Genomic DNA, 26016 nt, shown 5'->3' with positions numbered 1-26016 from the left:
AATAAACTGATGAGAAAATTCACTTACACATTATCAGCAGTACTAATTGGATTAGTTACCATTCTCGTTGCATGCTCAACACCGGAAAAGCAAGTAGAGAAGCAACCTAATCTGGTATATGTATTCCCTGATCAATTTAGAAAACAAGCACTAAATTTTTGGACTCAGGGTGAATTCAAAGGTGCCATACGTACTAAGGCTGATCCTGTTCTTACACCACAGCTTGATCAATTTGCACAGGAGGCTCTTGTCCTTACAAATGCAGTTAGTAACTGTCCTCTTTGTAGCCCACACCGCGGAAGCTTATTCACAGGACTATACCCTGGGGCGTCTGGCGTTCCATTAAACTGCAATGCCGATCGTCCGATAAGTTCACTTAGGGATGATGCGGTTTGTATTAGTGATGTACTTGAAAATGAGGATTACAACTTAGCCTATTTTGGCAAGTGGCATTTAGATTATCCTTTACCAAACGACCCAGCTAATCCCGGCAACTACGTTGATCCGCGCACCCCAGCCTGGGATGCATATACACCAAAGGATAAACGTCATGGCTTTGATTATTGGTACTCGTATGGCACCTGGGATGTCCACAAAAACCCTCATTACTACGATAATGATGGCAAAAGGCATGAACCTAAAGAATGGTCGCCGCAACATGAAGCTGATCAGGTTATATCCTACTTAAAAAACGAAAACGGACAACGCGACACAGAAAAACCGTTCGCCATCTTTGTTTCGATGAATCCTCCTCACAATCCATACAACTCTCTCGACGATTGTTTGGAAGAAGACTACAATCATTATAAAGAAATACCACTTAAGGATCTACTTCATCGCGATAATGCCAACCCGGAAATGGATAAAGCTAAATCGGCTCCATTCTATTTTGCTAACGTTACGGGCGTAGATCGCGAGTTTGGACGCATCGTTGAGCAGCTTAAGGTAATGGGCGAATACGAAAATACAATTATTGTATTCACCTCAGACCATGGTGAGACCATGTGCAGTCAAAACATTAAAGATCCAAAAAACAATATTTACAGCGAGTCTTTTGATGTTCCATTCTTAATAAGGTGGCCACAGATGGCAAAGGCACGCATCGACGACTTATTACTAGGCACACCAGATATAATGCCAACGCTACTTGGGCTTATGGGTTTTTCGGATAAAATTCCGAACGAAGTACAGGGCAATGATTACAGTAAAGCCATGAAAAACATAGCCAATGCAGATCGTCCTGAAAGTGCCCTTTATATCAGAAACATTAATGGTAAAAAGAATGAAGAAGGACTGGTTACCGACTATTTCCCCGTTGCACGAGGCATAAAAACGCATGAATATACCTTGGAACTTGCAATCGATAGGAATAATCAATTAAAAGAGACAAAGTTCTTCAATGACAAAGAAGATCCATATCAGATGAATAACCTCCAGGTTAACTTTAAAGACCCAATTATTCAGGTTTTGTTAGTTGAGCTAGCAACAGAATTGAAAAGAAGTGATGACCCTTGGTATCACAACAAAATACTAGGCGATTGGATAAACTATGACAACTAGTCATGAGCCATAAAAAAGTGTGATAAACTAAACTCTAATACATCAAACAAATATGAATAAGATTGAAATACACCAGATACTACACACAAAAAGAGGTGAGCTTGTTTTTCCAAAAGCATCAAACCCTATAAATAATGACAACTGGAAGTACCCAGTTGAGATGATGGTGAAATTTGGACTAGCCTACGATGAAAACAATTTATATCTAAAATACAAGGTTATAGAAAGCAATGCAAAAGCAATAACTACAGAAATAAACGGTCCTGTTTGGGAAGACAGCTGTGTTGAATTTTTTATAGCATTTAATGACAAGGGGTATTATAACCTTGAATTCAATTGCATTGGCACGCAACTATGTGGCTACGGCACCAGTAATATAGATAGATCCAATTTAGATCAAAATATAGTTGCTAATATTAAAACAAAGCCATCATTAGAAACAAAGCCAATAGATATTCTTAATACGCCAATGGAGTGGACTTTAGACATCGTTATTCCAAAACAAGTTTTTAGTAACGACGATGTTACACTTGAGGCCGGACGAACTTTTGATGTCAACTTTTATAAATGTGGCGACAAGCAAAAAGAGCCCCATTTCTTATCATGGAATGCCATTGATAATCCGACACCTAATTTCCATTTACCTGCATTCTTTGGAAAAATAAGGTTGGTATAAGTAAACTAAGTCTGGAAAGTAAAAAGTATCTGACAAAATAATAATCATTCAATCAGATGCTTTTTTGTTTTACACTATCCCATATTTTAATAATTCATAAATCCCATGTAGGATCATTAAATGGAAGGCAGAACAGCCTCCGTTCTGCAACTATTTTGAATTCCTTGGAACGTTTCCCAAACGTGCCAAGAAATTAACCAAACATGATTCTGGTTAAATTATTTTTGAATAAAATAACAATAAACTCAATGAAAACAACCTTCTCTTATTACTTTGCATTTGGATTAACAATTCTATTTTTAAAGATAGGTGTTCAAATAACAGCTACAAATAAAACTGTTTCGTCAGTTAAAAAGGTTGAACAGGCAATTACAAACTTGTTACCAGGTGACACGTTGTTGATAGCTGATGGAGTTTACAATAATATTCAATTAATATTAAAGAAATCAGGAAAGGAAAATGCTCCAATCATTATACGCGCCAAAAACAGAGGTAAAGTTGTTTTTAGCGGCGACATTAAAATTGAAATGCACGGAACGTACAACGTGCTAGATGGCATTTTTTTTAAAGATGGTAATAGGAACCCTGACGAATGGAGCACACACGGCCCAGGATTAGTAGCAATATATGGCAGTCATAATCGTATAACACAATGCTCTTTTCATGCCTTTGATCAAGCTAACTCGGCTTATATCACCACTTCACTAACCGAAGATGGACAGGTACCTCAATATTGTCGTATTGATCATTGCTCGTTTACCGAAAAAATAACTTTCGATCAGGTAATTAACCTAAATAATGTAGCCAAAAAAGACATTAAGAAAGGAACACAAGGCATTCCGATGTATCATCGCATTGATCATTGCTATTTTTCAAATCCTAAGAAACCGGGCAACGCTGGAGGTGGTATACGAGTAGGTTATTGGCGTAGCGATTATGGAAGATGCTTGATTGATAATAACCTTTTTGAAAGGCAAGATTCCGAACCTGAAATAATTACTAGTAAATCGATGGAAAATGTATATTACAACAACACCTATAAAAATTGCGCGGGTACTCTAAATTTCAGGCATGGCGACAAACAGGTTGCCATAAATAATTTCTTCATCGGAACCGACTCAATGCGAGAATATGGCGGCATATTTGTTTGGGGTAGTGGTCATATTATTGCCAATAATTACTTTAACTTACCAACAACTCTAAAATCACGAGGCAATGCAGCTTTGTTTTTAAATTGCGGCGCTGTTGGCGACGAACATGCTTTGGCGTTTGATCTTAGAATTATCAATAATTATTTCGACCGTAACAATGGTTATGCCATTAATTTTAGTGCCTTGTACGAACGACGCATTAAATACTGTAGCGATAAAGGAACTAAATTTGAACAACCTAGAGATATCCTCCTTGCTAATAATCTATTTACTTCTGACAAAAAGTACACCTTTCCACTTTTTTACAGACAAAACAAGGGCGGAAGAAATATTGACTGGAACGATAATACAGCCTTAAATAGTTCCACTAACTTTAAAATAAAAACAGGGATAAAGTTTGACAAATCCAAATTGTCAGATAATTGGCAAGCTGAATTCACTAAGCACTTTAATCACAATAAATCAGATTATACATCTATTTTGTATAATATTGAAGGTATTAATCTTGACATACCACATATTGTTTCGCAAGGTATAAAGGGAGAGCCACTGAGTTTTGAAGATGTTGGCCCATGTTGGTTGCTGGAAATCCCAGGAACCTATGCTCAAACAGGCAAATTATCTAAATCTCTTCAAAAGAAATTTAAAGAAGTGATAAACAAACGTAAAAAATAAATTCATGTTTAAATACACAGCCTATCTTTTTATTGCATTCCTAATTTTAGCAATAACTAGAGGATGCAAAAATAAACAGAAAGAACAGAAAACAAATTCCAATCAACCAAATGTTTTGTTTATTTCGGTAGATGATTTAAATGACTGGTTAAGTTTACTGGGTGAAGAGGGCCATCCGAATGTTAAAACACCAAACCTTGATGACTTGGCCAAGCGTGGAGTTTATTTTGCGAATAATCACACTAGTGTACCAGTTTGCACACCATCTCGCTTAGGTGTAATGACCGGATTAAGTGCTGTTTCTACCGGCTGTTATTCAAATACAAGCGGTGTGCAAAACCAAAACCTCTGGAACGAAGCTTTAGCACTTCCTGCTCTGTTTCGAAAAAATGGCTATCACACCATGGCATGTGGAAAAATTGAAGGCCATGCATGCTACGATATAGAACTTGATAATCCAGAGCAACTTATGTGGGATGAACGAGCGCCTCGTAGTTTTGATATGACCGATGAGCTCATGAAAGATGGAGGTGGTTATAATGGCGTGTACTTTTATCCATTCCCAAAAGGAGGCTCTCCCATTAAAAATCATAACCCTAGTTATAAAGGACACTCCTTATGTGCCGGGCCAATCGACAGAAAGGATTTACCGACCGGAAAAATGCCAGATGAACTATCAACTGACTGGACCATAGAACGCTTAAACAGAGACTATGACAAACCTTTTTTATTAGGAGTTGGTTTTGTTCGTCCTCATGTTCCATATACGGCTCCCAAGGAGTTTTTTGACATGTATCCGCTTGATGAGATAACTTTTTCAGAAGAACCCGAAGATGAAATGGATGACATACCACTGTACGGAAAAGCAATGGCCTACGGTGCCTTTGAGCCAAGTAATGAAATGGTGGTTCGTGAATTAGGTCCTAGTTACAGAAAACAACTGGTTCAAGGCTATTTAGCATGCGTCACTTTTTTAGATGCTCAGGTAGGTCGTGTATTAGATGCATTGGAAAAGAGCAAGTATGCTAACAATACTATCATTGTTCTTTGGTCTGATCACGGACAACATTTGGGTGAAAAGCGAAGCTGGCGAAAAAATACACTCTGGGAGGAGTCAACTAATAGCCCTATGATTTGGGTGGTTCCAGGATTAACCAAAGCTGGTGACATATGCAAACAACCAACCAGTTTAATAGATATTTATCCGAGCTTAAGCCAACTTTGCAAACTCAAAAATGCAAAACATGTTGATGGCATAAGTTTAATACCTCAATTAAAGGATGTAAACGCCAAACGCACAAATCCGGCCTTTACATCGTATTCATATGGAAGCCATTCGGTCAGAGGCGAACGTTGGCATTACATTCGATATGCTAATGGTGATGAAGAATTATATGATGGTATAGCTGATAAAAAGGAACGTTATAATTTAGCCAGCAATCCAGAATACAAGAGCATTATTGAAAAAATGAAGAAGCAACTTCCGATAGACATCCACCATTCGGCACAAGAAAGTAAAACGCACAATATATATAACAAACGAGCTGAACGGTGGGAAAATGATGCATCATTGATACCTGAATGGTTAAAATAAACAAAATGAAAAAGGTTTTGACACTTTAGCCAAAACCTTTTTACTAAACATCAAAACTATAAAATTATTTGATCCATAATTCAGCTGAATAAACACCTTCTTTCACAAGCTCACTAATAGAGTTAATCGCCAATTCCTTATCTACCTGATAAGTCACTCCAAACCACTGCGCAGCTGAATTTAAAACCTTTACTCTCGCCGCCTTATTCTCAATAACATTACTAACGACCGTCGGTATAAAAAATTCAGATTTCAACTCCTGCCCTTTTTTATCTAAGAAGTCGATGAATTGAACTTCAAGTTGCTGAAATATCCGAGGTGAAAATCCCCAAAAATTCATCGAAACCGTTGTATTATCATTAATGTAAGTCCATACTTCCGTCTCTTTATAAGCAATACCATCATCCAACTTCTCAATGTGGGTACGCTCAATCACACCAAGCAAATGTGAGTGTTTATCAACAGAACAAACTCCTCTGGAAACAGAACCATTCTCCGAAATAGTGTTTTTAACTTGATAGCCAACCATTCCGAATAGCACATCAGAACAATCTTCACGCAAAAAGTTTGCTATGGTTACAAAAGCTTCCTTGCCATAAAAATCATCGGCATTAATAACGCCAAAAGGCTCCTTTATACAATCTTTAGCCATCAGAATAGCGTGTCCTGTGCCCCACGGTTTTTCTCTTTCAGAATTATAAGTACACTGGTCAGGCACCTTTTCCAATTCTTGATTCACATATGCGACTTCAATCTTACCATGAAGTTTAGCATTAAAAAGTGCCTTAAATTCTTTCTCAAAACTTTCCCTAATTACGAAAACTATCTTTCCAAATCCTGCCTCAATGGCATCATGAATTGAGTAATCAATAATCGTTTCTCCTGAAGGACCAATTGGATCCATCTGTTTCAAACCGCCATATCGGCTTCCCATTCCTGCGGCTAATATCAATAATGTTGGTTTCATGCTTGTATCGCGTCTGCTATTTCACTGCTTCTTTAACAACCTCTTCCATTTCATCATACTGCTGTTCAATACTCTGCAAAAGTTTATATTGAGCATGTGTACGTACTAAATTGTGCTCTGGTGAATTAACTTTATAGTAGTTGTCGCCATCAATGTAATCCATTAAAAAACGTAATACTTGTTCGTAGGTTATATACTTAGCTGAGAAAGCAAGATAATCTAATTCAACCGACGTTAAGAATGACTTAGTTTCGGATAGATAACCTTCAGTATAAGCTTTAAAAATAGCCATAACCATGGCAACATTGCTCAGATTTTCATCATCTTCGAGACCTGTATTGGTATACGAACGAATAGCATCACCAAAATCATTCAAAGCCTTGCTACTCAAAACGGTATCTAAATCAATAACGCACAAAACATCACCCTTATCATCAAAAAGGATGTTGTTGATTTTGGTATCGTTATGTGTTACTCTCGTTGGAATTGTGCCATCTTCAACCTTCGACCAAAACTTAAGCATTTCTTCCCTTCTACTTTCAATACAATCAATCTCAGCTTTTAACTCCTTTTTTCTACCAACAGGATCTTTACTTAAAACTTCATCCCATTGCTTAAATCGGAAGCGGATATTATGGAAACCAGGAAGAATATCTGTTAATTGCCCCTTAAAATCAGAATTCATACTTTGGAATTTTCCAATACCTTTACCACCTGCATAGGCCAACTCAGGGGAATCTGCAGCTTCGTAGACAACACTGTCAGCAATAAACAAACATACAGCCCAATAATCACCCTGTGAGTCTTTTTAATAAAGTGCCTCCTACTTAGTTTTGATAATCGTCATAGCTTCTCTCATTGGATCACCACCATGTGCTTTCACCTTAGCTTTTAAATGCTGACATACCCGCTCAATGTTATTCATCATTGCGGGAACATCATTAAAAACATTTTTATTTTTTCGTTGCATTAAATAGTTGGGTGTTCTAGCTTTCTCAGTTTCTATGATGTATGTATCGTTAATAAAACCTTCACCAAGAGCCTTTATTTTTGATACAACACCTTGAATATGAAATTGATTAGCAATATATTTCAGTTTAGTTTCTTGCATATGTAATTTGTTATTTTAAACAGCATTTAATTTTGACATATAAAATTTTAGTAGTTACAATGTTAAATATTCCTGATGGTTTTCTTTAATAATAATTTCGATAGGGAAATTCTTAACCCTAGGTATTTTCTTCTGAAAAGCTAGATGATCCAACAATAAGGTGATTGCAGTACTAGCTTCTAATTGAGGGTTTTGATAAATAATAAAATCAATTAAACTTGATTTTAAATACTCAATATTTTCTTGATTTAAATCGTAACCAATCAAGGCTAAATTTAGATCATGGGCCTCAATAACTCTGGCAATGCAAAACACTTTAGAAGTACTAACAAAAACACCTTTAATATTGGGATAGATCTCTAGCATTCTAACCGTTTCTTTTTCAACAGAAGAAATATCTTTTATTTTAAGGATATGAATATTTTTTTCACTAACTCCTTTCTGAATAAGAGCCTCAATAAAACCATCTTCTTTCTTCTTGGTATAACAAGCACTCCAATTGTCTTCATCAATATGCACAATTACATATTCATCATTCTTACTCGATAATTTTTTAAGCAAATAGGCAGCGGTCCGACCACTTTTCTGAGAATCCTGTCCACATGACAAAGAATATTAGTATCATTTGTAAAGCTGTTAAAAGAAACACAAGGTAATCCTATACTCGCACATTCAATAAAAAACAAGGAAGCTTCATTATTAAAGATTGGTGTTACTATAACACCACCATATTCACCTTGCAATATTTGCTTTGAGTGAATACTAAAACTGATTTCTTTAAAGGGATCAAATAAATGCAGATCTAAACTTAGGCCAATGAATGACAATTCATGTGCTGTCTTTTTAATAGCATTAATGGCTTTTTCCCAATACTGATCAAAATCCCCATCAGGAATCAAAACACCAATTCTGAACAACTTTCTTTTTTGCAAAATCTTAGCCATAAAATTAGGCTGATAACCTACCTTATCAATGATTAACTGAATTTTTTCACTAGTCTCTCTTGACACAAAGCCTCTATTATGAATTACCCTATCAACAGTTGCTCTAGATACTTGAGCCATATTGGCAATATCTTTAATCGTATAATCTTTTTTCGATTTCATAATTGATTTAGTCACAACTATTACCTATAAAGTATCATTGTTTTTTTAATGCACCTACTTCAAAATAAACTCACTTGAAATACTTATTCAACTAATAAACCCCATTTAAAAAGATAGTTACTTAAAATAACTTATACAATCATAGATTAAAATAAACACTTAATGTTTACACAAATATATGAACATGAGAACCTATCATGTGCACATTCGTAAGAATATGTACATTTCCGTTCACCCAAAAGAAAAAGAACTATTAATATTAAAAAGAAAGCTCTTGTCCTTAGAAAAACGAACCCATATTTACATTCTTAAAGTGAAATAAGTACTTCTTCCTTATACTATAAAAAAGTTAGGTGTGACTAAATATTTTATTGAAATCAAAGTCTCTGACAAAAAACAATCATTATTCAGGGAAATAACTAGATACTACTATCAATTTCCCCTTTTCCTTAAAAATGATTCATACATTGTAATAAAATATTTAGTAAACATATTTCTAAATCAACCGATATAAAATGATAGTCTATAATGGTTGTCAGAGCACATAACCTGAAGCAGTTACCATAAGCACTATTCTAAGATAAACTACGACACATTTAGGTCATCTGGTTTTCCAAGATGCTTTAAATACTTATTTACTATTTCATCTGCACCAGTTATATACACTCAGCAAGCAAAGCATATTATACGGAAATGTATTTAAGGCAACTATTAATGTCAATCAACCATAGATGCGTTACTAAAATGCTATAACCCCAATTTATCTTTCAAAACATTCATATCCTCAGATACTTTGTTTTCCAATACCCTAGCATATATTTGAGTTACCTTAAGGGAATTATGGCCTAATATCCTTGACACAGTCTCAATCGGAACACCATTCGAAAGAGTTATAGTGGTAGCGAATGTGTGGCGAGCCATATGCATTGTTAAATTCTTTTTAACTCCACAAATCACAGCTAATTCTTTAAGGTAACAGTTAAGTTTCTGGTTAGACGATACAGGTAACACTTTGCCATTCAACATTGACTGAGGATATTCTTTATATTTTTTAATTATTTGAAGAGCTTTTGTAAATAAAGGAATAATACATTTGGATTTTGTTTTAGTACGATTAATTATAATCCATGTATTACCATCATCTCGAATTTGAATATGATCATTTTTGAGTTTTGAAACATCCGCAAACGACAACCCAGTATAACATGCAAAAACAAAGACATCTCGAACTATAGACAATCTTTCCAGCTCTATATTTTTTATTTCTATTTGCTTCAACTCACCCATTGTCAAGAAATCACGATGAGGTTCTAAAAGTTTAACTTTAAAATTAGAATAAGGATTTTTAGAAATATAATTCATTGATATTGCTAGATTCAAAACTCGCCTAAGGTGTTTATGGTAATTCCAGGCGGTATTTTGATGTACCTTAAATTCTGTCTTTAAATACATATCAAGTTGATTTAAGAAATTGTAATCTATTTGAGACAACTTCACATCTTGACGATTAAAAACAGACATCATAAATTGATAAAGTTTTTTTCTCGAAACACGATAGTGCTGAAGTGTACTAAATGCATAACCATGACCAATGTTATTTTCAATTGTTTTTAAATAGTAGTCAAAGACTTCCAATATTCCTTTAGTTCGTTTTTCTCCAATGAATTCATTCTTGATATCAACTATATCAAACTCGTCACCAACAGAAACCAAACGATTGTAAATATCTTGTAATTTGGAGATCATTTTTTTTAGGCGATTATTATATACTTCTGCATCTCTGTTGTCTTCTGCAATTAGTTGTCTGACTTCATCCCAAGAACTAGGGGAAATAGTTATACCTGTTGAAACCTCGGCTCTAGATTGATTAAGTGTTAATCTAATACAAATAGGGACTGCTCCATTTTTTCGGACACTTGTCTTTTTAATGACATAATTAGTATAAAACCTCATAGTAATAATTTTGTGGTTTGAGAAGGTACCTTGAAGTGCAAATTAGTAACAAAGTTATCTCAAAACCAAGTTCAAATAATATCAAAATGAGTCAAACCGAATGCTGTAATACAAAACATTAAGTCTCTCAAGGTACCACATCGTTAAATAGAATAGCATGGTACCTCAGAGCTCCCATTATTACTTTATTTTAATCAAGTTTTATGAAGTTCACTTAGAATAAAAAAGCGCTTAAAACATTAGTTTTAAGCGCTTTTAGATCAATTTAGATTATTGATCTGTGCCCAGAGCGGGACTCGAACCCGCACGCCCTAACGGACACATGGCCCTCAACCAAGTAGGATACAAATACTATTGTAGATAAAATTACAATGTATTTCTAAAAACCCCTATTTTACTTGCCTTTACGTGCCTTTACTTTCCTTTAGTGTTCTTTATTCGTACTCATATTTACAACAAATACAATATTTGTTTCCGAATTGTTTCCGAATAATGGTTGGCAACTAAATATTGTTTCCGAATAATATTTTAGAGACTGCTATAGCGCAAATTTATTAATTATGGCGAATGCTACAGTAAGTATTTTTTTAGACAGCTCGTACACAAAAAAAGATGGTACGTCACGTTTTTACATTAGAGTTACCCTTAACAGGAAGACCAAAAAAATCCCTCTTAATCTATTTCTTAGACCAGAGTATTACAACTCCAAAACTAAAAAGATTAAAGAAATTAGAGAAGTACCAGATGCAAAGAAAAACAATCTCTATTTAAAAGATAAAGAGAGCGAGATTGAACAAATCATTATCGAATTAGAGAGAAAAAAGCAAGCAGTTACTTTCGGAAATATTATGAGCATCTACTCAAATTGTGAGGTTAATGGTAGCTTTATTGAATTTGCAAAAAACAGGTTAAATGAAGAGCGAAATAGAATAAAAAAGTCTACCCATGAAGGATTAGAACTTGATATTCTAAAGGTGGAAAGATACCAACCAAATGTTACGATTTACGAAATTGATGAGAGTTGGCTCGAAAAATACAGGAACTACCTGATAGAAAAACTCGATAATAAGGCAAATACTATATATAGTAATATTTCAATGATAAGGAAATACATAACCTATGCTCACAAAAAATCAATAATTGATAGAAACCCTTTTCACAATTTCTCATTTTTAAAAGAGGATGGCAAAAAAGAACATCTTACGCTTGAGGAATTAGATATGCTTCATGATTATTACAACAGTGAACAATTCTTAAAAATCTATCATAAGGATAAACGTGGCAAAACATATTTAACCGGATTGAAGTATCAGGAAACCCTTCAACACATATTGATAAGTTGTTATAGTGGGTTACGCCTCTCTGACCTAAAAAAGCTTAGGTTCAAACATATTGAAAGCAATATGATAATAATGCCGATGGAAAAAAGCCGGAAGGATAAAGAAAAAATGCTCAGAATTCCACTCACAGAAAGGCTATTATCTATTCTTGATTTAAAAGATAAAAAGCCAAGCGACACAATATACCAAGGTTTTGTTAGAAATAGCTCAGATATTAACCCGATGCTACGTTTTATAATGAAAGAGGTTGGCATAAATAAATATCTCTCTTTTCATTCAACAAGACACACTTTTGCAGTTAGTGCATTGACATTAGGAATGTCCTTGGAAACCGTATCTGACATCATGGGGCATAATGATTTAAGAACCACACAGATTTACGCTAAAATCATTGATGATAAGCGAAAAGACGAAATGTCAAAATGGAATAGGTTAAATCGTCCTAGTGATGGAGGCACTACTCACAATCTGGCTATCTGCCCAAATTGCGACAATGAAGTGATAAATTTTGAAAAAGGAATAATCACACTTAAAAAGCTGAGTTTGCAATGTCAATCTTGCTCCACTAAGTTTTCATACAAAGTCATTTAGAAGATAATGAAAGACACGAAATCATATACGAACAAGTACCAAAATCGCAAAGAAGTATACATTATTTCCTTTGTACGTTAATACTAATTTTTTATTAACTATTTAAATTAAAGTATAATGTTCGTATATGATTTCATAGAAAAGATAGGGAGGATTGAGGTGGTGTACTCCACCAAGTTTAGGAAGCAGTATATAACAATTACAGAAGAATTTTCTTCGGAACTGGAATACAAGGAAAAACTTGATGAATATCTTATTAAGTTCAGAAAAGAAATACTTAGCTTACCATTTAGCTTAAATACAAAACAGTCAAGAAAAGCATTTCTAAATAATCTTCTTGATGAGTTTCTTTATACCAGAGAAAACCTAAATGAGCAGTTTAAAAAAGTAATTTCACAAAGTCAGGATTGTATTTCCAAACAAAGAGTCAAATATAAATGTTGCTTCCCTCGATACCTCCAGAAAAAATACCTCACAAAAGCGAGAAAGGAATATCAAAAACTACACATTGCATTTGCTGTACGTATTGACAAGATTGAAAATGCGGTTGATGTCTTAAAGCTTACTGCATTAAACGATGGAATTGAAATAAAATCTTTCAATCAGGAATGCCAAGAAAGGTTTAAAACGAAGCTTTCAAGTCCTGAGCTGGCATACCTTTCATTTAAGATTATGCAGAAGGTGTCAGAAGACCCAGATTTTAACCGTTCGCATTTATCCCGATTATTAGCTGAAAACTTCTCCACTAAAAAAGCTGTTTTTCCAAAAGCAAGTCAGGTAAGAAAACAGTTTACCGAAGTTAACGATTCAGTTAAAAATCGAGTTGAATCGTTATTCAATGAGTTATCCGATAGTACCATCTCATAGTATTTGTAATTATTTTTCAAAAAAAACAATCTTATTATTAACTGAATACCTGCCCATTACCCAAGGAGGACAAAGGGGGATATCCTCCCCTGTCCCTTTTTTCGTGTTTAAAGCAAATGTATGTTCGCCTACAAATTGATGAGAATTTAAAACATACAATTATGCAAAAAGAGGATTTAAACAATTTAGTAACAGTAGCTGATTTAAACAGTTTCTCCGAAAAAATTATTAGCGAGATGCATCGCATATCTGAAAAAGACAAACCTGAATTTTACACCCCAAGTCAATTCAGCAAATTAACTGGTATGCCTTACACAACAGTCATTCATTATTGTAAAAAAAACATGCTTAAAGCAAGGCAAGAATTCAAAGGCGGTTCATGGCAGATATATGCAAGTGAAATGAATAGACTCAAGGAAGAAGCAACAACGAATCATCTCTCATATAAATAATGGATAGCGATACTAAAATAGTTGCTCAAAGTAAAATCCAATTAGCAGAGGCGTACCAGGTTAGCTTAAAAACTTTCAAACATTGGATTCAACCAATTAAAGGAGAATTAGGGGAATACCGAGGTAAAACATTTACTCCAAAACAAGTGCAAATCATCTATGATTTGTTAGGTCGTCCTTAAATTATTAAAGCAATTGATTATGACAATTTACCTCTCAGGCATCCACAACGAAACAGATTCAACTTTCTTACGTGGATTAAAAGAGCAAATAGTGGCTTTAGGATGTACCATCGTTGCACCTGAAGAAAATGCAACAAAGAAGTTGAGTTGGACTGAAGATATGTCTATCCGTATGAACTCAATACTCGCAAGTGATACCATGTTTATGTTACCGAAATGGAGAGAAAGCACTATTGCTAGAATTGAGCTTACAGCTGCTATGAATGAGAAAAAACACCTATGCTTTACAATTGATGATATTAAAGATTTAATAACCACCCTTGACGGCTAATATTGGTTTAAGTGGGGCTGAACAAGGGCAGCCCTACTATTTTAACTTACAACATATTTCAAAAATAATGAATATGACAACTTTATCCCCCAATACAGTTTCTAAGCTGCATTACTTCGATAACCGTATCAAAAGCTTCTACGAAAAGAATGGTTACTCTAACATGCCGTTCGATGGCAAGGAAGTACAAAAAATGATTGAGAGTTCTCAATTAGAATTGAATGCACTCTTTTATAAAATTTGGGGTTCAACAATGGGCTACCACCTCTTAGATAAGTTTTACGATTTCAGAGGAAATATACTTGAATTCTTTATGAGTCTTGACCCACAAAATAAAGAAAGATTCACAACAATAAATTGGTAGCACATATGGATGCAAACAGGGTTATAGAACAAATTAACGAGCATACGTTAAGTGTTGTCGAAAACTTCATCAAACTAAAAAAAGCAGGAAGTAATTACAAAGCATGCTGTCCGTTTCACAATGAAAAAACAGCATCGTTTAGTGTGAATCCGGCAAAGGGTATTTTCAAATGCTTTGGTTGCGATAAAGGTGGCAATGCCATCGAGTTCATAAAGGAACATGAAGGTGTTGAATTTAAAGATGCTGTTGAGATTGGTGCAAAGATTCTTAATATCAGTTTTGAATGGAAGAAGAGTACCAACTTTGATGAAGCCAAGTTCAAACACGATGAAAGCCTGAGAATAGCCTGTAGCATCATTGAGAAATTCTACTTGGAGCAAGTTACTCACAAGGAAGCCCAAGCGTATATCCAAGGGCGTAAACTAGCCATACCTGAAAATGGTAGTTTTAATATCGGTTATGCTCCAAGTGGAAATGCTCTCCTGGTCCATGCTCGCAATAGTGGGTTAAAAACGGAGATATTGGAAGAAATTGGCGTTTTGAAAAGTGCTGACAATGGTTTATATGACTTCTTCCGTAACCGACTGATATTTCCTGTTTCCAACTCAAAAGGTCAGACCATCGCTTTTGCCGGGCGTGACCTGAACGAAAATCCAAAGGTTAAATACATGAACACTCCTGAGAGTTGTATCTACACTAAAGGAGATGAACTGTATGCTTTGAACGTGGCACGGTTTGCTATTCAGAAAGAAGACAGAGCATATATAGTCGAGGGTTATTCTGATGTGCTGCGTATGCACGATATAGGTATTGAAAATACGGTTGCTACTTGTGGAACAGCACTAACACAGGCACAGGCAAAGCTCTTGAAACGCTACACCAATAAGGCAACTTTAATCTTTGATGGAGATGCAGCAGGGTTACGTGCCACCGATAGGAATGCTGAAATACTAATCAAAAATGAGTTTCATGTTTCTGTTGTGTTGCTCCCTGAAAAACAAGACCCAGATTCCACTTTTGTAAACCAAGAAGCATTTCTTCAGTATGATGAAAACCAATCGGATTATGTGGTATTTAAAACCGAAACGTATAGCGAAAAATTTGCCAATGACCCAGTAAAGAAATCCGAAGCCATTAAACGTATGGCTTCGCTTATTTCGTGTTATGATAGAACTAACCAGGAAGTGTACCTCGACTTTGTTTCTGAACTGATAAAGCCTAAGAAAGCTTGGCAAGATGCGCTAAAGGAATACGCTCAACCAATTGAGAAAAAGCCAAAGAAAAAGGAGAATATCAGCGAAATTATTAAGCTAAAAAAGGAACAACAGGAGAACTTACTCGAGAATCAGTTTTATGAAGAGAATGGGGCTTATTATACAATGGAAGGAAAGAACCCAAAGCAAATCTCCAATTTCACTTTTGAAGCCCTGTTTTGTGTGTTCCACAAAGACCCACAAGGCAGAATTGACCTAAAATATGTGCTACGCTTGGTGAGCCAATACGGTAGAAAACGCCTGGCTATTATTTCATCGGATGACTTTTGTACTCCAGCATCATTTAAAAAGCAAGTACACCGTAGGCATGGTTTCTTTTGGTATGGGAACGATAGTCAACTGGATAATATTAAGAATGTGAAACTATTAGGCATACCCGAAGCCAGAGAGCTTGAACGTGTTGGCTTTAATGGGAAAAACAATTTTTGGGTATTTGCTAATGGATTGTATTACGAAAAGACTTTTCATCCCATTGATGAGTACGGCATTACCACTCATGCCACGCTTATAAATAATATGGATGAGTTTGACAATATACCTCCTGAAAGTCAGATACGAATAAACGATACTTTTCATGTACTGAATACCACCGCTGAGTTTATTGGTAGATATGGCAAGGAGAAATTGGAAGAAAGTATAAAACAGAGCCAGGTACATTTGCTTCATTTCTTCTATCTACCCTATGGCAAAGCTTTAAAAATTGGTAGTTCCGATGGCGGTAATCCATTTAAAGAAAACTCAAAGTATGTAAAACCAAAGAAAGGTAGCAACTGGAACTTTGCTAAGTGGGCTGCATCCATGACAAAGGTCTATCCTGGCAATGCTGAATTGCTGATAGCTTATTACATCTCCACTATATTCAGCGACTTAATCTACAAAGCCAATTTTGGGTACTTCCCTTTATTATTCCTTTTCGGGAAACGACAGTCAGGTAAAAGTACCGCAGCACGTAGCATCATGTATATGTTTGGCAAACCACCAATGGAAGATGGTATCAACCTCGCATCAGGTAGTACAAGTACAGGTATGCAGCGTAGTATGGATTCTACAACCAACCATCCGTTTTGGGGCAATGAGTATAAGAACAGTATTCATAAAAATACCATCGAAGCATTAAAAGGTATTGCTGATAGAAATGGAAAACTTACTGGTGTAAAGTCGGGAGGTAATGAAACTCGAATAGCAAAGCCCAGGGGGTCTGGAATTATCAGCGGTCAGGACTTACCCACACAAGACCCTGCTTTGAGTAGCCGTAGTTTATTGGGAGAGTTTGATGATAGCAATCGTGGCAACTATTCTGAACTGAAATTATTTAAAGCAGCCGAAGAAAGCCTACAGTTTACAAATATTACATGCTCAGTTTTCGATTACCGACAATTAATTGAAGAACATTATTCAAAAATTGAACCAGAGATTAGCTCTGAGGTCATGGATGAATTAGTACGAGAGTACGGCAATGTTGACCGAAGAACTGTTCTTAATATTTCATCAGTACTTACACCAATGAAAATACTAATGGAGCAATCCGAATTAAGTTTTCCATTTGATTTTCTATCAGCAAAGAATGCCTTAACCCGCTCTGCAAAACTTACTATATCAGTACAAAATCAAAGCGATGAAGTGGAACAGTATTTTCATGTATTGCAATCGCTGCTTAACCTTTACAAACTTAGCGAGAATACACATTATAAAATTGTAGTTGCTGAAAACAGCGTAAAGCATCTTTATTTAAGGGTTGGTTCAATTCATGGTTTATACCGGGAGCAAGCACGAAAGGAAGGAATAACGGTGTTAGACCAAGCCGTGATTGGTGAATACCTGAAGAAGCACCGCTCATTTATTGATTACCGCAGAAAAAATGTAAAGTTCGGGAATAATAGAACAAGTGCTTACATAATGAACTACGATACACTAAAGGAACAAGGCATAGAGCTTGAACGCTTTATTTAAACTACACAACCCATTTTTAAAGCTTAATAATGGTACTAATGCAAAAACCGTCCTCATTTCCTCACTTAATAGATAGATATAGTAATAATACATTGATATATAATCTATTACTATATATACCTATAAAAATAAGTGAGGACGGCTGAGGGAAATATGAGGGATAAGTGAGGGACGTGTGAGGGAAAAACAAACCTCGTCCCTCATGCGTCCTCAATGTCCTCATTTTATATTGTTGATTATGTGGTACTTAATGTAAATATGAGGAATGAGGACAGTTTTTGAAAAATACCATAGGGTCTGAAAAGAACTTAATACTAAAAAAGCTATATTTACATCATAAGCCGTCAAGGGTATAATTGTTTAGATTATGCCCAAAATACTTTCATACATTCAAGAAGCAAGCCTCTTTCCGGGGCTTTTTGTGGTTCTACAACTACAATACTGGCAATTATTCATTCAAAGTACCCTTCAAAAATTAGAATATTCAGTAAAGCAGTCTGAACAATGTCTGAAAGTTCGCTCAGAATATCTCAATATTCAAAAAAGCTTTCAAAAGCAGTCTCAAGCATTTAAAATATACTCTACAAGACCACTTTTTCTAATGTTTCAGGTACGTTATTGCACATTTTTAAACCTAAATCCTGCGTTATGATAGTTCAACGAACCATATTAAAACAGGATTTGGTGAAGAAACTATATCCCAACAGTATTTCAGCAGATGCAGCAATGCAGCAACTCAGACGAGATATAAAGCTAAGTCCACAACTAAAGGAACAAATTGCAAATTTAGGACATACCAAACGTCATTATTACAATAAACAACAACTCCTTTTAATCCTGGAACATTTTTGTATAACAATCGAAGAATTTGAACAACTATGAAGTATTTCAATGGCATCACTGACTTACAGCAAGCCAAACTACATTACCGGAAATTAGCGAAACAACTACATCCCGACAAGGGGGGAAACGCTATTGAGTTTCAAAGAATGCAACAAGAATATAAGGAACGGGTATTATACTTACAACAAGACCGCAATGCAGTTAAGGCAAGGAATCAATCTGATGAAAGCGAATTGTTTGGAGAGTTGGGTAAATTAGCGAAAGTCCTAATAAAAAAGCAAGTACCTCAAAACTATTTAAAGCAGAAGATTCAACGTACTGAATCTCATTTAAATAAAGGGTTGCTAAATGGTATTGTTAAGATTCTTGATGAATTATAAAATAACTTTGCAACACTATTGCACAAACTTTTTTGTAAATTTGACGTTTAAATAGAGACGAGGAATATATAATGAGAAATAAAACAGCATTCATATTTGTATTGTTAGCCAACTTAGTGTTGTTGGCTCATGCTGTTATACCTCACCATTATCACACCAAAAGTGAAATTGTTTTTTCTCTTGAGTGTAGTCAGGAAGATGAGCATAATCACGATGAAAGCTTTCTAATATGTCATGAAGAACATGAAGAACATGAAACTGAATCATGTAGTATTGCTCAGACATTGCTATTACCAAATAATCAATTTAGAGTTAGTGATAATACTGCTGAATTAGAATCGGCAGATATTCTTTTTATAGCACTTTTCGTTTATAATTTTTCATCGCAGAATAACTTTGCTGATGATTCCTACATTACCGAGGAAAATATCCCAATACCCACTCGGTTTTTAATTTCTTCCCAAGGTCTTCGAGCACCTCCTGTTTGTTAAAAATCAATTTTGTATTTACAGAATTTTTTTGAGCTTTTTTTATTAATAGGCTTGAAGAAGTATGTTCTGTAATCTGGCAGATATTGCCATAACATATTTGCTAAACAGCAGATAAATATCCAATTACAAATTTTAACAAACAGAAAAAATGAAAATGAAAATATTAGTTATCGCATTACTAAGTCTAGCTTATGTATCATGCAACCAAGGAAATAATCAAAAAGGTCAAAAAACTGAAGTTGAAAGCCACGAAGGTCACAACCATGATGACCATGACCATAATGGACACAATCACGATGTAGATAGCCTCAATGTGAATGACCATAGTGACCATCAAGAACACAATCACGATGAAGTTAGTCATGAAGGTCATGACCACGGGAACCATGAGGGACACGACCATGATGATGATAATCATGAGGGACACAATCATTAGATTATTGCAGATTATGCTCGCTGAAAAGAGGGTAATTCTACAATTTTAAATTTTAAAACAAGAAATAATGAAAATTAATATATTAGTTATCGCATTGCTAAGTTTAGTTTATGTAGCATGCAACCAAAGCAATAGTCACGAAGGTCATAATCATGACGTAGAGAGCCATGAAGGTCATAACCATGATGACCATGAAGGTCACAATCATGATGAAGAAAGTCATGAAGGACATGACCATGGAGACCATGAAGGTCACGACCATGACAATGATGACCATGACCACGATGACCACGACCATGGTGATGAAAGTCTTGAAGGGAATGACCATAGTGATGAAGAAAGTAGTCATACGGATGAAATTTCATTCACAAAAGAACAGGCTCAAATGGCTGGACTAGCTACTGAATCTATCGCATTAGGAACTTTTCATCAGGTTATTAAAACAAGCGGAAAAATACAAGCTTCGCAAGGTGATGAAGCTACGCTTGTAGCTACTTCAAATGGTATCGTTTCATTTGTTAATCCATCTATTGCAGAAGGCGACTATGTAAAATCCGGTGAGGTTATCATTACAGTTTCTGCAAAACAGATTTTAAATGGAGACCCTGTTGAAAAGGCTAAAATTGCATTCGAAACAGCAGAAAAAGAGATGAAACGTGCTGATGAACTTATTGGCGACCAGATAATTTCGGTTAAGGAGTATGAGCAGATAAAAATGCGGTACAAAACAGCAAAAACCACATATCAAGCGCAATCAACCAACTCATCTGTAAATGGAGTTAAAATAGCATCTCCAATTTCAGGTTATATAAAAAACAGGCTTGTTGCACAGGGTGAGTATGTTTCGGTTGGTCAGTCTATAGCCACTATTTCTCAAAACCAAAAACTGCAATTAAAAGCCGAAGTTTCGGAGAAAAACTACAAGTCGCTTAAAAACATTAGCAATGCTAATTTCAAAACAGCTTATGATAATACACTATATAAGCTGTCTGATTTAAATGGTCGATTACTTTCTTATGGACGTACATCAGGACAACAATCATTTTATGTTCCAATTACATTTGAATTTGACAATATAGGCGACTTGATTCCAGGCTCATTCACCGAAATTTATTTAATAGCAAATCCTCAAAACAATGTGATTACTGCTCCTGTGTCTTCACTTACTGAAGAACAAGGTCTTTACTTTGCATATATACAAGTCGAAGAAGAAATCTTTAAAAAGCAAGAAGTCACACTTGGGCAAAACGATGGAGAACGAGTTCATATATTATCCGGTTTAAAGGAAGGTGATAAAGTTGTAACCAATGGTGTATATCAGGTTAAGCTTGCAGCAACTTCATCAGTAATGCCTGAAGGGCATGGACATAGTCATTAACCCAAAAACGGAATTATCATGTTGAATAATATTATAAAGTTTTCGCTAAACAACCGAATGGTTGTGTTAGTATCAGCAGTACTTCTGTTGTTAGCTGGGTTATATACTGCTAAAAATATGGAAGTAGATGTATTTCCCGATTTGAATGCACCTACTGTTGTAGTAATGACTGAAGCTTCAGGGATGGCTCCTGAAGAAGTTGAACGATTGGTTACATTTCCTGTTGAAACTGCTTTAAATGGAGCAACCAACGTACGGAGAGTAAGGTCTTCATCAACAACAGGCTTTTCTGTTGTTTGGGTTGAATTTAATTGGGGTATGGATGTTTATCTTGCCCGACAAATTGTCTCAGAAAAATTAGCCATTGTTAAAGATGCCTTGCCAGGGAATGTAGGGAATCCTACATTAGGGCCTCAATCTTCTATTTTAGGTGAAGTAATGATTATTGGACTTACATCGGACACAACATCATTACAAGATTTACGCACAATGGCAGATTGGACATTGCGCCCTCGCCTACTTTCGACTGGTGGTGTAGCTCAGGTTACTGTGTTAGGTGGTGAAATAAAAGAATATCAGATATTGCTTAACCCTGAAAAAATGAAACACTATAGGGTTTCTATGGATGAAGTGATAGCTGTTGTTCAAGATATGAACCTTAATGCTTCGGGAGGAATTTTATACGAATATGGAAATGAGTATATCATTCGTGGAGCATTATCTACCAATAAATTAGATGAATTAGGTAAGGCTGTGGTAAAAACAGTTAATGATGTGCCTATTTTGATTGAGAATGTAGCAGATGTTCAGATTGGAAATAAAGCTCCAAAGTTGGGACTGGCTTCAAATCATGGCAAGTCGGCAGTACTCTTAACTGTAACAAAACAACCCGCTACCAGTACGCTCGAATTAACAGAAAAACTGGATGAATCTATCACGGAAATACAACAGACATTACCTGCTGACGTTAAGATAGCTACCGACATTTTCCGTCAGGCTCGTTTCATTGATAATTCCATAAGTAATATTCAAAAGGCATTATTAGAAGGTGGAGTATTTGTGATAATTATTCTATTAATCTTTTTAATGAATATTAGAACTACAATAATCTCTCTGGTTACAATTCCACTAGCATTTGTTTGTACAATTTTAGCACTGAAATTCATGGGGTTAACAATTAACACAATGAGTTTAGGGGGTATGGCTATTGCCATTGGTTCATTAGTCGATGATGCCATAGTTGATGTTGAGAATGTATTTAAACGCTTAAGAGAAAACAGGCTTAAACCTAAAGAAGAACAAAAAAGTGTAATGAGTGTGGTTTATGATGCATCAAAGGAAGTTCGTATGCCCATCTTAAATTCTACTCTTATTATCATAGTGAGTTTTGTTCCTTTATTTTTCCTTTCTGGTATGGAAGGATTATTGCTTGCGCCTTTGGGTATTGCATTTATTGTGTCACTTATCGCTTCAACGGTAGTTGCATTAACAGTAACACCTGTATTATGCAGCTACTTATTAGGAAAGCCAACTAAAGGGATTAAAGAAGAACGGGAACCATTTGTTGTTCGTAAACTCAAAGGAATTTACGAAAGGATTCTAAAATGGGTATTAGTGCATAAAAGATTGGTTCTTGGAATAACAGGTGGTTTTCTGGTTGCTACAATGATTGTGTTTTTCACGTTAGGGCGAAGTTTTCTTCCCTCATTTAATGAAGGGTCATTTACCATTAATGTAAGTACCTTACCAGGCATATCATTGCACGAATCAGATAAAATTGGAAGATATACTGAAGAAATACTGTTGTCTATTCCCGAAATTCAAACTGTAGCACGAAAAACAGGTCGTGCCGAGTTAGATGAACATGCTCTAGGTGTAAATGTTTCGGAAATAGAAGCTCCGTTTATTCTTGATGAACGTTCAAAAGATGAAGTATTAGTAGAACTACGCCAAAAGTTGAAAGCCATATCGGGGGCAAACATAGAGATAGGGCAACCCATTTCGCACCGTATTGATGCTATGCTATCAGGTACAAGGGCAAATATCGCCATTAAATTATTTGGAACAGATTTGAATAAAATGTTTGAGTTGGGTAACCAAATCAAATCTTCCATAGATGGCATTGAGGGTATTGCCGACTTAAATGTTGAACAACAGATACAACGCCCTCAATTAAAGATAGAGCCAAAACGAGACGTGATGGCCAAATATGGAATTACTTTACCTGAATTCAGAGAAATTGTTAATGTGATGCTGGCAGGAGAAGTAGTTTCTCTTGTATATGAAGGCAACAAATCTTTTGACCTGACTCTAAAAGTAAATACTGAAAGAAGAGCAACAGCTGAGCGTATCAAAGAACTAATAGTGGATGCAAATGGTAGAAAAGTACCATTCAGTAATATTGCAGAAATTACTTCTTCTACTGGACCAAACACAATTAATCGTGAAAATGTAATGCGTAAAATTGTTATCTCGGCTAACATAGCTGGGCGTGACTTACGAGGTGTTGTAAATGATATTCAAAAATCAGTTGATGAAAATATCACATTGCCAGAAGGGTATCATATACAATATGGAGGGCAATTTGAAAGTGAACAGGCTGCTTCCAAAACCCTGCTTATTACATCCATTTTTTCTATCATGGCTATATTTTTATTGTTGTTCAATCAATTTAGGAATATAACTCAATCTGTAGTTGTGCTGTTAAACCTACCATTGGCATTGATAGGTGGTGTATTTATTATCTTTTTCACCAGCGGAATTATTAGCATTCCTGCAATTATTGGTTTCATTTCACTTTTTGGTATCGCAACAAGAAACGGTATGCTTCTTATTTCAAGGTACAACGACTTGCATCACGAAGGATATTCGGCAATTGATAGTGTAATGCATGGTTCACTTGACCGTTTAAATCCAATATTGATGACAGCTCTATCATCCGGACTTGCTCTATTACCTCTTGCTTTAGGTGGTGCTTTACCAGGCAATGAAATTCAAAGCCCAATGGCACAGGTAATCCTTGGTGGATTATTAACCTCTACCTTACTTAATGGATTTATTATTCCTATTATGTTTCTTATAACAAGTAAGCAAGCCGATTCAGAGACAGCTTCAGAAGAATTAATGATAGATTAAAAAATGATGACAATGAAAAATATATTAATAATAATCGTCTTAATGTTTTCAGTTTTTACAGTCTATTCTCAGAGTAGCATGGATTCTGTATTGGCTGAAATCGAAAGGAATAACACCACGTTGGCGGCATATCGGAAGAATGCAGATGCCGATAAAATGGGAAATAAATCAAACTTGCTACCCGATAACCCGGAAGTAGGTTTTAACTATTTAATAGGAAGTCCTGATAATATAGGCAACCGTACCGATTTTTCAGTTACTCAGTCGTTCGATTTTCCTACAGCATATGTTTATAAATCTCAGCTTTCTGATATGAAAAATGAACAAGTTGAGATGGAGTATAAAAAACAGCGGTATGAAATTTTGTTAAGTGCTAAAACAATTTGCTCTGAACTAACATACCTGAATGCTTTGTATTCTGAATATAAGCTTAGGTTAAATAATGACATGAAAATTGCCAATGCTTTTAAAAAGAAATTGGAAAGTGGTGAAGCAAGCATTCTCGAACACAACAAAGCTCAGATAAGCCTTTTGAATACCGAAAAACAATTGGAACAAATAAGTATAGAACGAGATGCTGAATTGCAACAATTAGCAACTCTTAACGCAGGGGTTTCATTAAGCTTTAACGATACCATCTTTATCGAAAATATGGTTGAAACTGATTTTGACGAGTGGTATGCTCAGGCTGCAATTAACAATCCTATGCTTAATTGGCTAAAACAGGAAATTGAAATTTCATCAAAAGAAAAACAACTCCAGTTAGCTCAGAATTTACCTAAAATAAATGCAGGTTATATGAGTGAAAAAGTTGTAGGACAACAATTTCAAGGTGTCACCCTGGGCGTTTCAATTCCTCTTTGGGGGAATAAAAACACGGTAAAGTATGCCAAACTAAAAACAGAAGCGGTTAATAGCATCGAGGCTGATGCTAAAGTTCAATTTTATAACGAAATGAAAACTTTGCATCGTAAAGCAACGGCTTTACAAAGCAGCATTACCGATTTCAAGCAACGCATATCGGGGAAAACCATCCTTGAATTATTAGATAAAGCAATGCAAAAAGGAGAAATTTCACTATCTGAATACTACTTCGAATTAATGGTTTTTTACGATAATAAGGAAGAACTGTTGAACATGGAGAAAGAATTGAGTTTTACTTTGGCAAAGCTTTATAGATATGATTTATAGGAAAGAGCGGAATTCGTT

Annotated in this window: 23 protein-coding genes and 1 pseudogene; 18 read left to right on the top strand and 6 right to left on the bottom strand. The window is 35.4% G+C overall.

From position 1 onward, the window contains the following. Nucleotides 1-9 precede the first annotated feature (9 nt). From ACRD7B_RS02950 to ACRD7B_RS02935, 4 genes are all read left to right on the top strand, one after another. Nucleotides 10-1560: a sulfatase family protein gene (locus tag ACRD7B_RS02950; protein ID WP_430822972.1), complete on the top strand. Its 1551-nt coding sequence runs from the start codon at nucleotides 10-12 to the stop codon at nucleotides 1558-1560. 52 nt (nucleotides 1561-1612) lie between these two features. Beyond that, complete coding sequence (locus ACRD7B_RS02945; protein WP_430822971.1) at nucleotides 1613-2236, top strand: carbohydrate-binding family 9-like protein; 624 nt, start codon at nucleotides 1613-1615, stop codon at nucleotides 2234-2236. A 248-nt stretch (nucleotides 2237-2484) separates the two neighbouring features. Next, a complete protein-coding gene (locus tag ACRD7B_RS02940) occupies nucleotides 2485-4062 on the top strand; it encodes a chondroitinase-B domain-containing protein (RefSeq protein WP_430822970.1) in 1578 nt (525 codons plus the stop codon). A gap of 4 nt (nucleotides 4063-4066) precedes the next feature. Further along, entirely contained in the window at nucleotides 4067-5656 is a 1590-nt protein-coding gene (locus ACRD7B_RS02935) for a sulfatase (RefSeq protein WP_430822969.1), read from the top strand. A gap of 64 nt (nucleotides 5657-5720) precedes the next feature. On the opposite strand, the gene ACRD7B_RS02930 is transcribed toward ACRD7B_RS02935, so the two are convergent. The 6 genes and pseudogenes from ACRD7B_RS02930 to ACRD7B_RS02905 all read right to left on the bottom strand — a co-directional run bounded on the left by ACRD7B_RS02930 (nucleotide 5721) and on the right by ACRD7B_RS02905 (nucleotide 10793). Next, complete coding sequence (locus ACRD7B_RS02930; protein WP_430822968.1) at nucleotides 5721-6623, bottom strand: sugar phosphate nucleotidyltransferase; 903 nt, start codon at nucleotides 6621-6623, stop codon at nucleotides 5721-5723. A 16-nt stretch (nucleotides 6624-6639) separates the two neighbouring features. Further along, a pseudogene (locus ACRD7B_RS02925) lies at nucleotides 6640-7410 on the bottom strand (phosphotransferase enzyme family protein); the annotation flags it as partial. Between the two features lie 36 nt (nucleotides 7411-7446). Next, a complete protein-coding gene (locus ACRD7B_RS02920; protein ID WP_430822967.1) occupies nucleotides 7447-7734 on the bottom strand; it encodes a hypothetical protein in 288 nt (95 codons plus the stop codon). 54 nt (nucleotides 7735-7788) lie between these two features. Then, nucleotides 7789-8295: a substrate-binding domain-containing protein gene (locus ACRD7B_RS02915; protein WP_430822966.1), complete on the bottom strand. Its 507-nt coding sequence runs from the start codon at nucleotides 8293-8295 to the stop codon at nucleotides 7789-7791. Then, on the bottom strand, nucleotides 8256-8840 hold the full coding sequence (locus tag ACRD7B_RS02910; RefSeq protein ID WP_430822965.1) for a LacI family DNA-binding transcriptional regulator: 585 nt from the start codon (nucleotides 8838-8840) through the stop codon (nucleotides 8256-8258). Before ACRD7B_RS02910 ends, ACRD7B_RS02915 begins: the two co-directional genes overlap by 40 nt. 747 nt (nucleotides 8841-9587) lie before the next feature. Next, nucleotides 9588-10793, bottom strand: coding sequence for a site-specific integrase (locus ACRD7B_RS02905; RefSeq protein WP_430822964.1), 1206 nt, complete (start codon nucleotides 10791-10793; stop codon nucleotides 9588-9590). Nucleotides 10794-11353: 560 nt separating this feature from the next. Between ACRD7B_RS02905 and ACRD7B_RS02900 the strand changes: the two genes are divergently transcribed. The 14 genes from ACRD7B_RS02900 (at nucleotide 11354) to ACRD7B_RS02835 (ending at nucleotide 25998) form a co-directional block, all read left to right on the top strand. Beyond that, the gene (locus tag ACRD7B_RS02900) at nucleotides 11354-12724 is read left to right on the top strand and encodes a tyrosine-type recombinase/integrase (protein WP_430822963.1); all 1371 of its coding nucleotides are present in this window, start codon (nucleotides 11354-11356) and stop codon (nucleotides 12722-12724) included. 117 nt (nucleotides 12725-12841) lie between these two features. Then, on the top strand, nucleotides 12842-13591 hold the full coding sequence (locus ACRD7B_RS02895) for a hypothetical protein (RefSeq protein WP_430822962.1): 750 nt from the start codon (nucleotides 12842-12844) through the stop codon (nucleotides 13589-13591). Between the two features lie 161 nt (nucleotides 13592-13752). Beyond that, entirely contained in the window at nucleotides 13753-14043 is a 291-nt protein-coding gene (locus ACRD7B_RS02890; protein WP_430822961.1) for a hypothetical protein, read from the top strand. Continuing rightward, complete coding sequence (locus tag ACRD7B_RS02885; protein WP_430822960.1) at nucleotides 14043-14225, top strand: hypothetical protein; 183 nt, start codon at nucleotides 14043-14045, stop codon at nucleotides 14223-14225. Before ACRD7B_RS02890 ends, ACRD7B_RS02885 begins: the two co-directional genes overlap by 1 nt. 19 nt (nucleotides 14226-14244) lie before the next feature. Beyond that, nucleotides 14245-14556 (top strand): DUF4406 domain-containing protein, encoded by a 312-nt coding sequence (locus tag ACRD7B_RS02880; RefSeq protein ID WP_430822959.1) that lies wholly within the window; start codon nucleotides 14245-14247, stop codon nucleotides 14554-14556. A 73-nt stretch (nucleotides 14557-14629) separates the two neighbouring features. After that, nucleotides 14630-14920 carry a hypothetical protein gene (locus ACRD7B_RS02875; protein WP_430822958.1) on the top strand — a complete coding sequence of 97 codons (291 nt, stop codon included), beginning with the start codon at nucleotides 14630-14632 and terminating at the stop codon, nucleotides 14918-14920. Between the two features lie 5 nt (nucleotides 14921-14925). Then, a complete protein-coding gene (gene dnaG / locus ACRD7B_RS02870; RefSeq protein WP_430822957.1) occupies nucleotides 14926-18144 on the top strand; it encodes a DNA primase in 3219 nt (1072 codons plus the stop codon). 648 nt (nucleotides 18145-18792) lie between these two features. Next, entirely contained in the window at nucleotides 18793-19026 is a 234-nt protein-coding gene (locus tag ACRD7B_RS02865) for a DUF4248 domain-containing protein (protein ID WP_430822956.1), read from the top strand. Further along, nucleotides 19023-19367 carry a hypothetical protein gene (locus tag ACRD7B_RS02860; RefSeq protein ID WP_430822955.1) on the top strand — a complete coding sequence of 115 codons (345 nt, stop codon included), beginning with the start codon at nucleotides 19023-19025 and terminating at the stop codon, nucleotides 19365-19367. Before ACRD7B_RS02865 ends, ACRD7B_RS02860 begins: the two co-directional genes overlap by 4 nt. 71 nt (nucleotides 19368-19438) lie before the next feature. Then, nucleotides 19439-19858: a DUF6769 family protein gene (locus ACRD7B_RS02855; protein ID WP_430822954.1), complete on the top strand. Its 420-nt coding sequence runs from the start codon at nucleotides 19439-19441 to the stop codon at nucleotides 19856-19858. Between the two features lie 154 nt (nucleotides 19859-20012). Beyond that, entirely contained in the window at nucleotides 20013-20294 is a 282-nt protein-coding gene (locus tag ACRD7B_RS02850) for a hypothetical protein (RefSeq protein WP_430822953.1), read from the top strand. A 67-nt stretch (nucleotides 20295-20361) separates the two neighbouring features. Further along, on the top strand, nucleotides 20362-21672 hold the full coding sequence (locus ACRD7B_RS02845; protein WP_430822952.1) for an efflux RND transporter periplasmic adaptor subunit: 1311 nt from the start codon (nucleotides 20362-20364) through the stop codon (nucleotides 21670-21672). An 18-nt stretch (nucleotides 21673-21690) separates the two neighbouring features. After that, entirely contained in the window at nucleotides 21691-24807 is a 3117-nt protein-coding gene (locus ACRD7B_RS02840; protein WP_430822951.1) for an efflux RND transporter permease subunit, read from the top strand. 12 nt (nucleotides 24808-24819) lie between these two features. After that, entirely contained in the window at nucleotides 24820-25998 is a 1179-nt protein-coding gene (locus tag ACRD7B_RS02835; RefSeq protein WP_430822950.1) for a TolC family protein, read from the top strand. Nucleotides 25999-26016 lie beyond the last annotated feature (18 nt).

The sequence above is a fragment of the Carboxylicivirga fragile genome (assembly GCF_050589805.1).
GTDB lineage: Bacteria > Bacteroidota > Bacteroidia > Bacteroidales > Marinilabiliaceae > Carboxylicivirga > Carboxylicivirga fragile.
Note: the sequence above shows the minus strand (reverse complement) of the source record. Positions and strands in the feature narration are given on the sequence as shown.

Coding starts and splice junctions, on each gene's coding strand:
- ACRD7B_RS02920 (WP_430822967.1), bottom strand. CDS start 7,734: ATGCAAGAAACTAAACTGAAATATATTGCTAATCAATTTCATATTCAA.
- ACRD7B_RS02930 (WP_430822968.1), bottom strand. CDS start 6,623: ATGAAACCAACATTATTGATATTAGCCGCAGGAATGGGAAGCCGATAT.
- ACRD7B_RS02875 (WP_430822958.1), top strand. CDS start 14,630: ATGACAACTTTATCCCCCAATACAGTTTCTAAGCTGCATTACTTCGAT.
- ACRD7B_RS02940 (WP_430822970.1), top strand. CDS start 2,485: ATGAAAACAACCTTCTCTTATTACTTTGCATTTGGATTAACAATTCTA.
- ACRD7B_RS02855 (WP_430822954.1), top strand. CDS start 19,439: ATGAGAAATAAAACAGCATTCATATTTGTATTGTTAGCCAACTTAGTG.
- ACRD7B_RS02840 (WP_430822951.1), top strand. CDS start 21,691: ATGTTGAATAATATTATAAAGTTTTCGCTAAACAACCGAATGGTTGTG.
- ACRD7B_RS02845 (WP_430822952.1), top strand. CDS start 20,362: ATGAAAATTAATATATTAGTTATCGCATTGCTAAGTTTAGTTTATGTA.
- ACRD7B_RS02905 (WP_430822964.1), bottom strand. CDS start 10,793: ATGAGGTTTTATACTAATTATGTCATTAAAAAGACAAGTGTCCGAAAA.
- ACRD7B_RS02880 (WP_430822959.1), top strand. CDS start 14,245: ATGACAATTTACCTCTCAGGCATCCACAACGAAACAGATTCAACTTTC.
- ACRD7B_RS02910 (WP_430822965.1), bottom strand. CDS start 8,840: ATGAAATCGAAAAAAGATTATACGATTAAAGATATTGCCAATATGGCT.
- ACRD7B_RS02895 (WP_430822962.1), top strand. CDS start 12,842: ATGTTCGTATATGATTTCATAGAAAAGATAGGGAGGATTGAGGTGGTG.
- ACRD7B_RS02890 (WP_430822961.1), top strand. CDS start 13,753: ATGCAAAAAGAGGATTTAAACAATTTAGTAACAGTAGCTGATTTAAAC.
- ACRD7B_RS02950 (WP_430822972.1), top strand. CDS start 10: ATGAGAAAATTCACTTACACATTATCAGCAGTACTAATTGGATTAGTT.
- dnaG (WP_430822957.1), top strand. CDS start 14,926: ATGGATGCAAACAGGGTTATAGAACAAATTAACGAGCATACGTTAAGT.
- ACRD7B_RS02850 (WP_430822953.1), top strand. CDS start 20,013: ATGAAAATATTAGTTATCGCATTACTAAGTCTAGCTTATGTATCATGC.
- ACRD7B_RS02900 (WP_430822963.1), top strand. CDS start 11,354: ATGGCGAATGCTACAGTAAGTATTTTTTTAGACAGCTCGTACACAAAA.
- ACRD7B_RS02865 (WP_430822956.1), top strand. CDS start 18,793: ATGATAGTTCAACGAACCATATTAAAACAGGATTTGGTGAAGAAACTA.
- ACRD7B_RS02860 (WP_430822955.1), top strand. CDS start 19,023: ATGAAGTATTTCAATGGCATCACTGACTTACAGCAAGCCAAACTACAT.
- ACRD7B_RS02945 (WP_430822971.1), top strand. CDS start 1,613: ATGAATAAGATTGAAATACACCAGATACTACACACAAAAAGAGGTGAG.
- ACRD7B_RS02935 (WP_430822969.1), top strand. CDS start 4,067: ATGTTTAAATACACAGCCTATCTTTTTATTGCATTCCTAATTTTAGCA.
- ACRD7B_RS02885 (WP_430822960.1), top strand. CDS start 14,043: ATGGATAGCGATACTAAAATAGTTGCTCAAAGTAAAATCCAATTAGCA.
- ACRD7B_RS02835 (WP_430822950.1), top strand. CDS start 24,820: ATGAAAAATATATTAATAATAATCGTCTTAATGTTTTCAGTTTTTACA.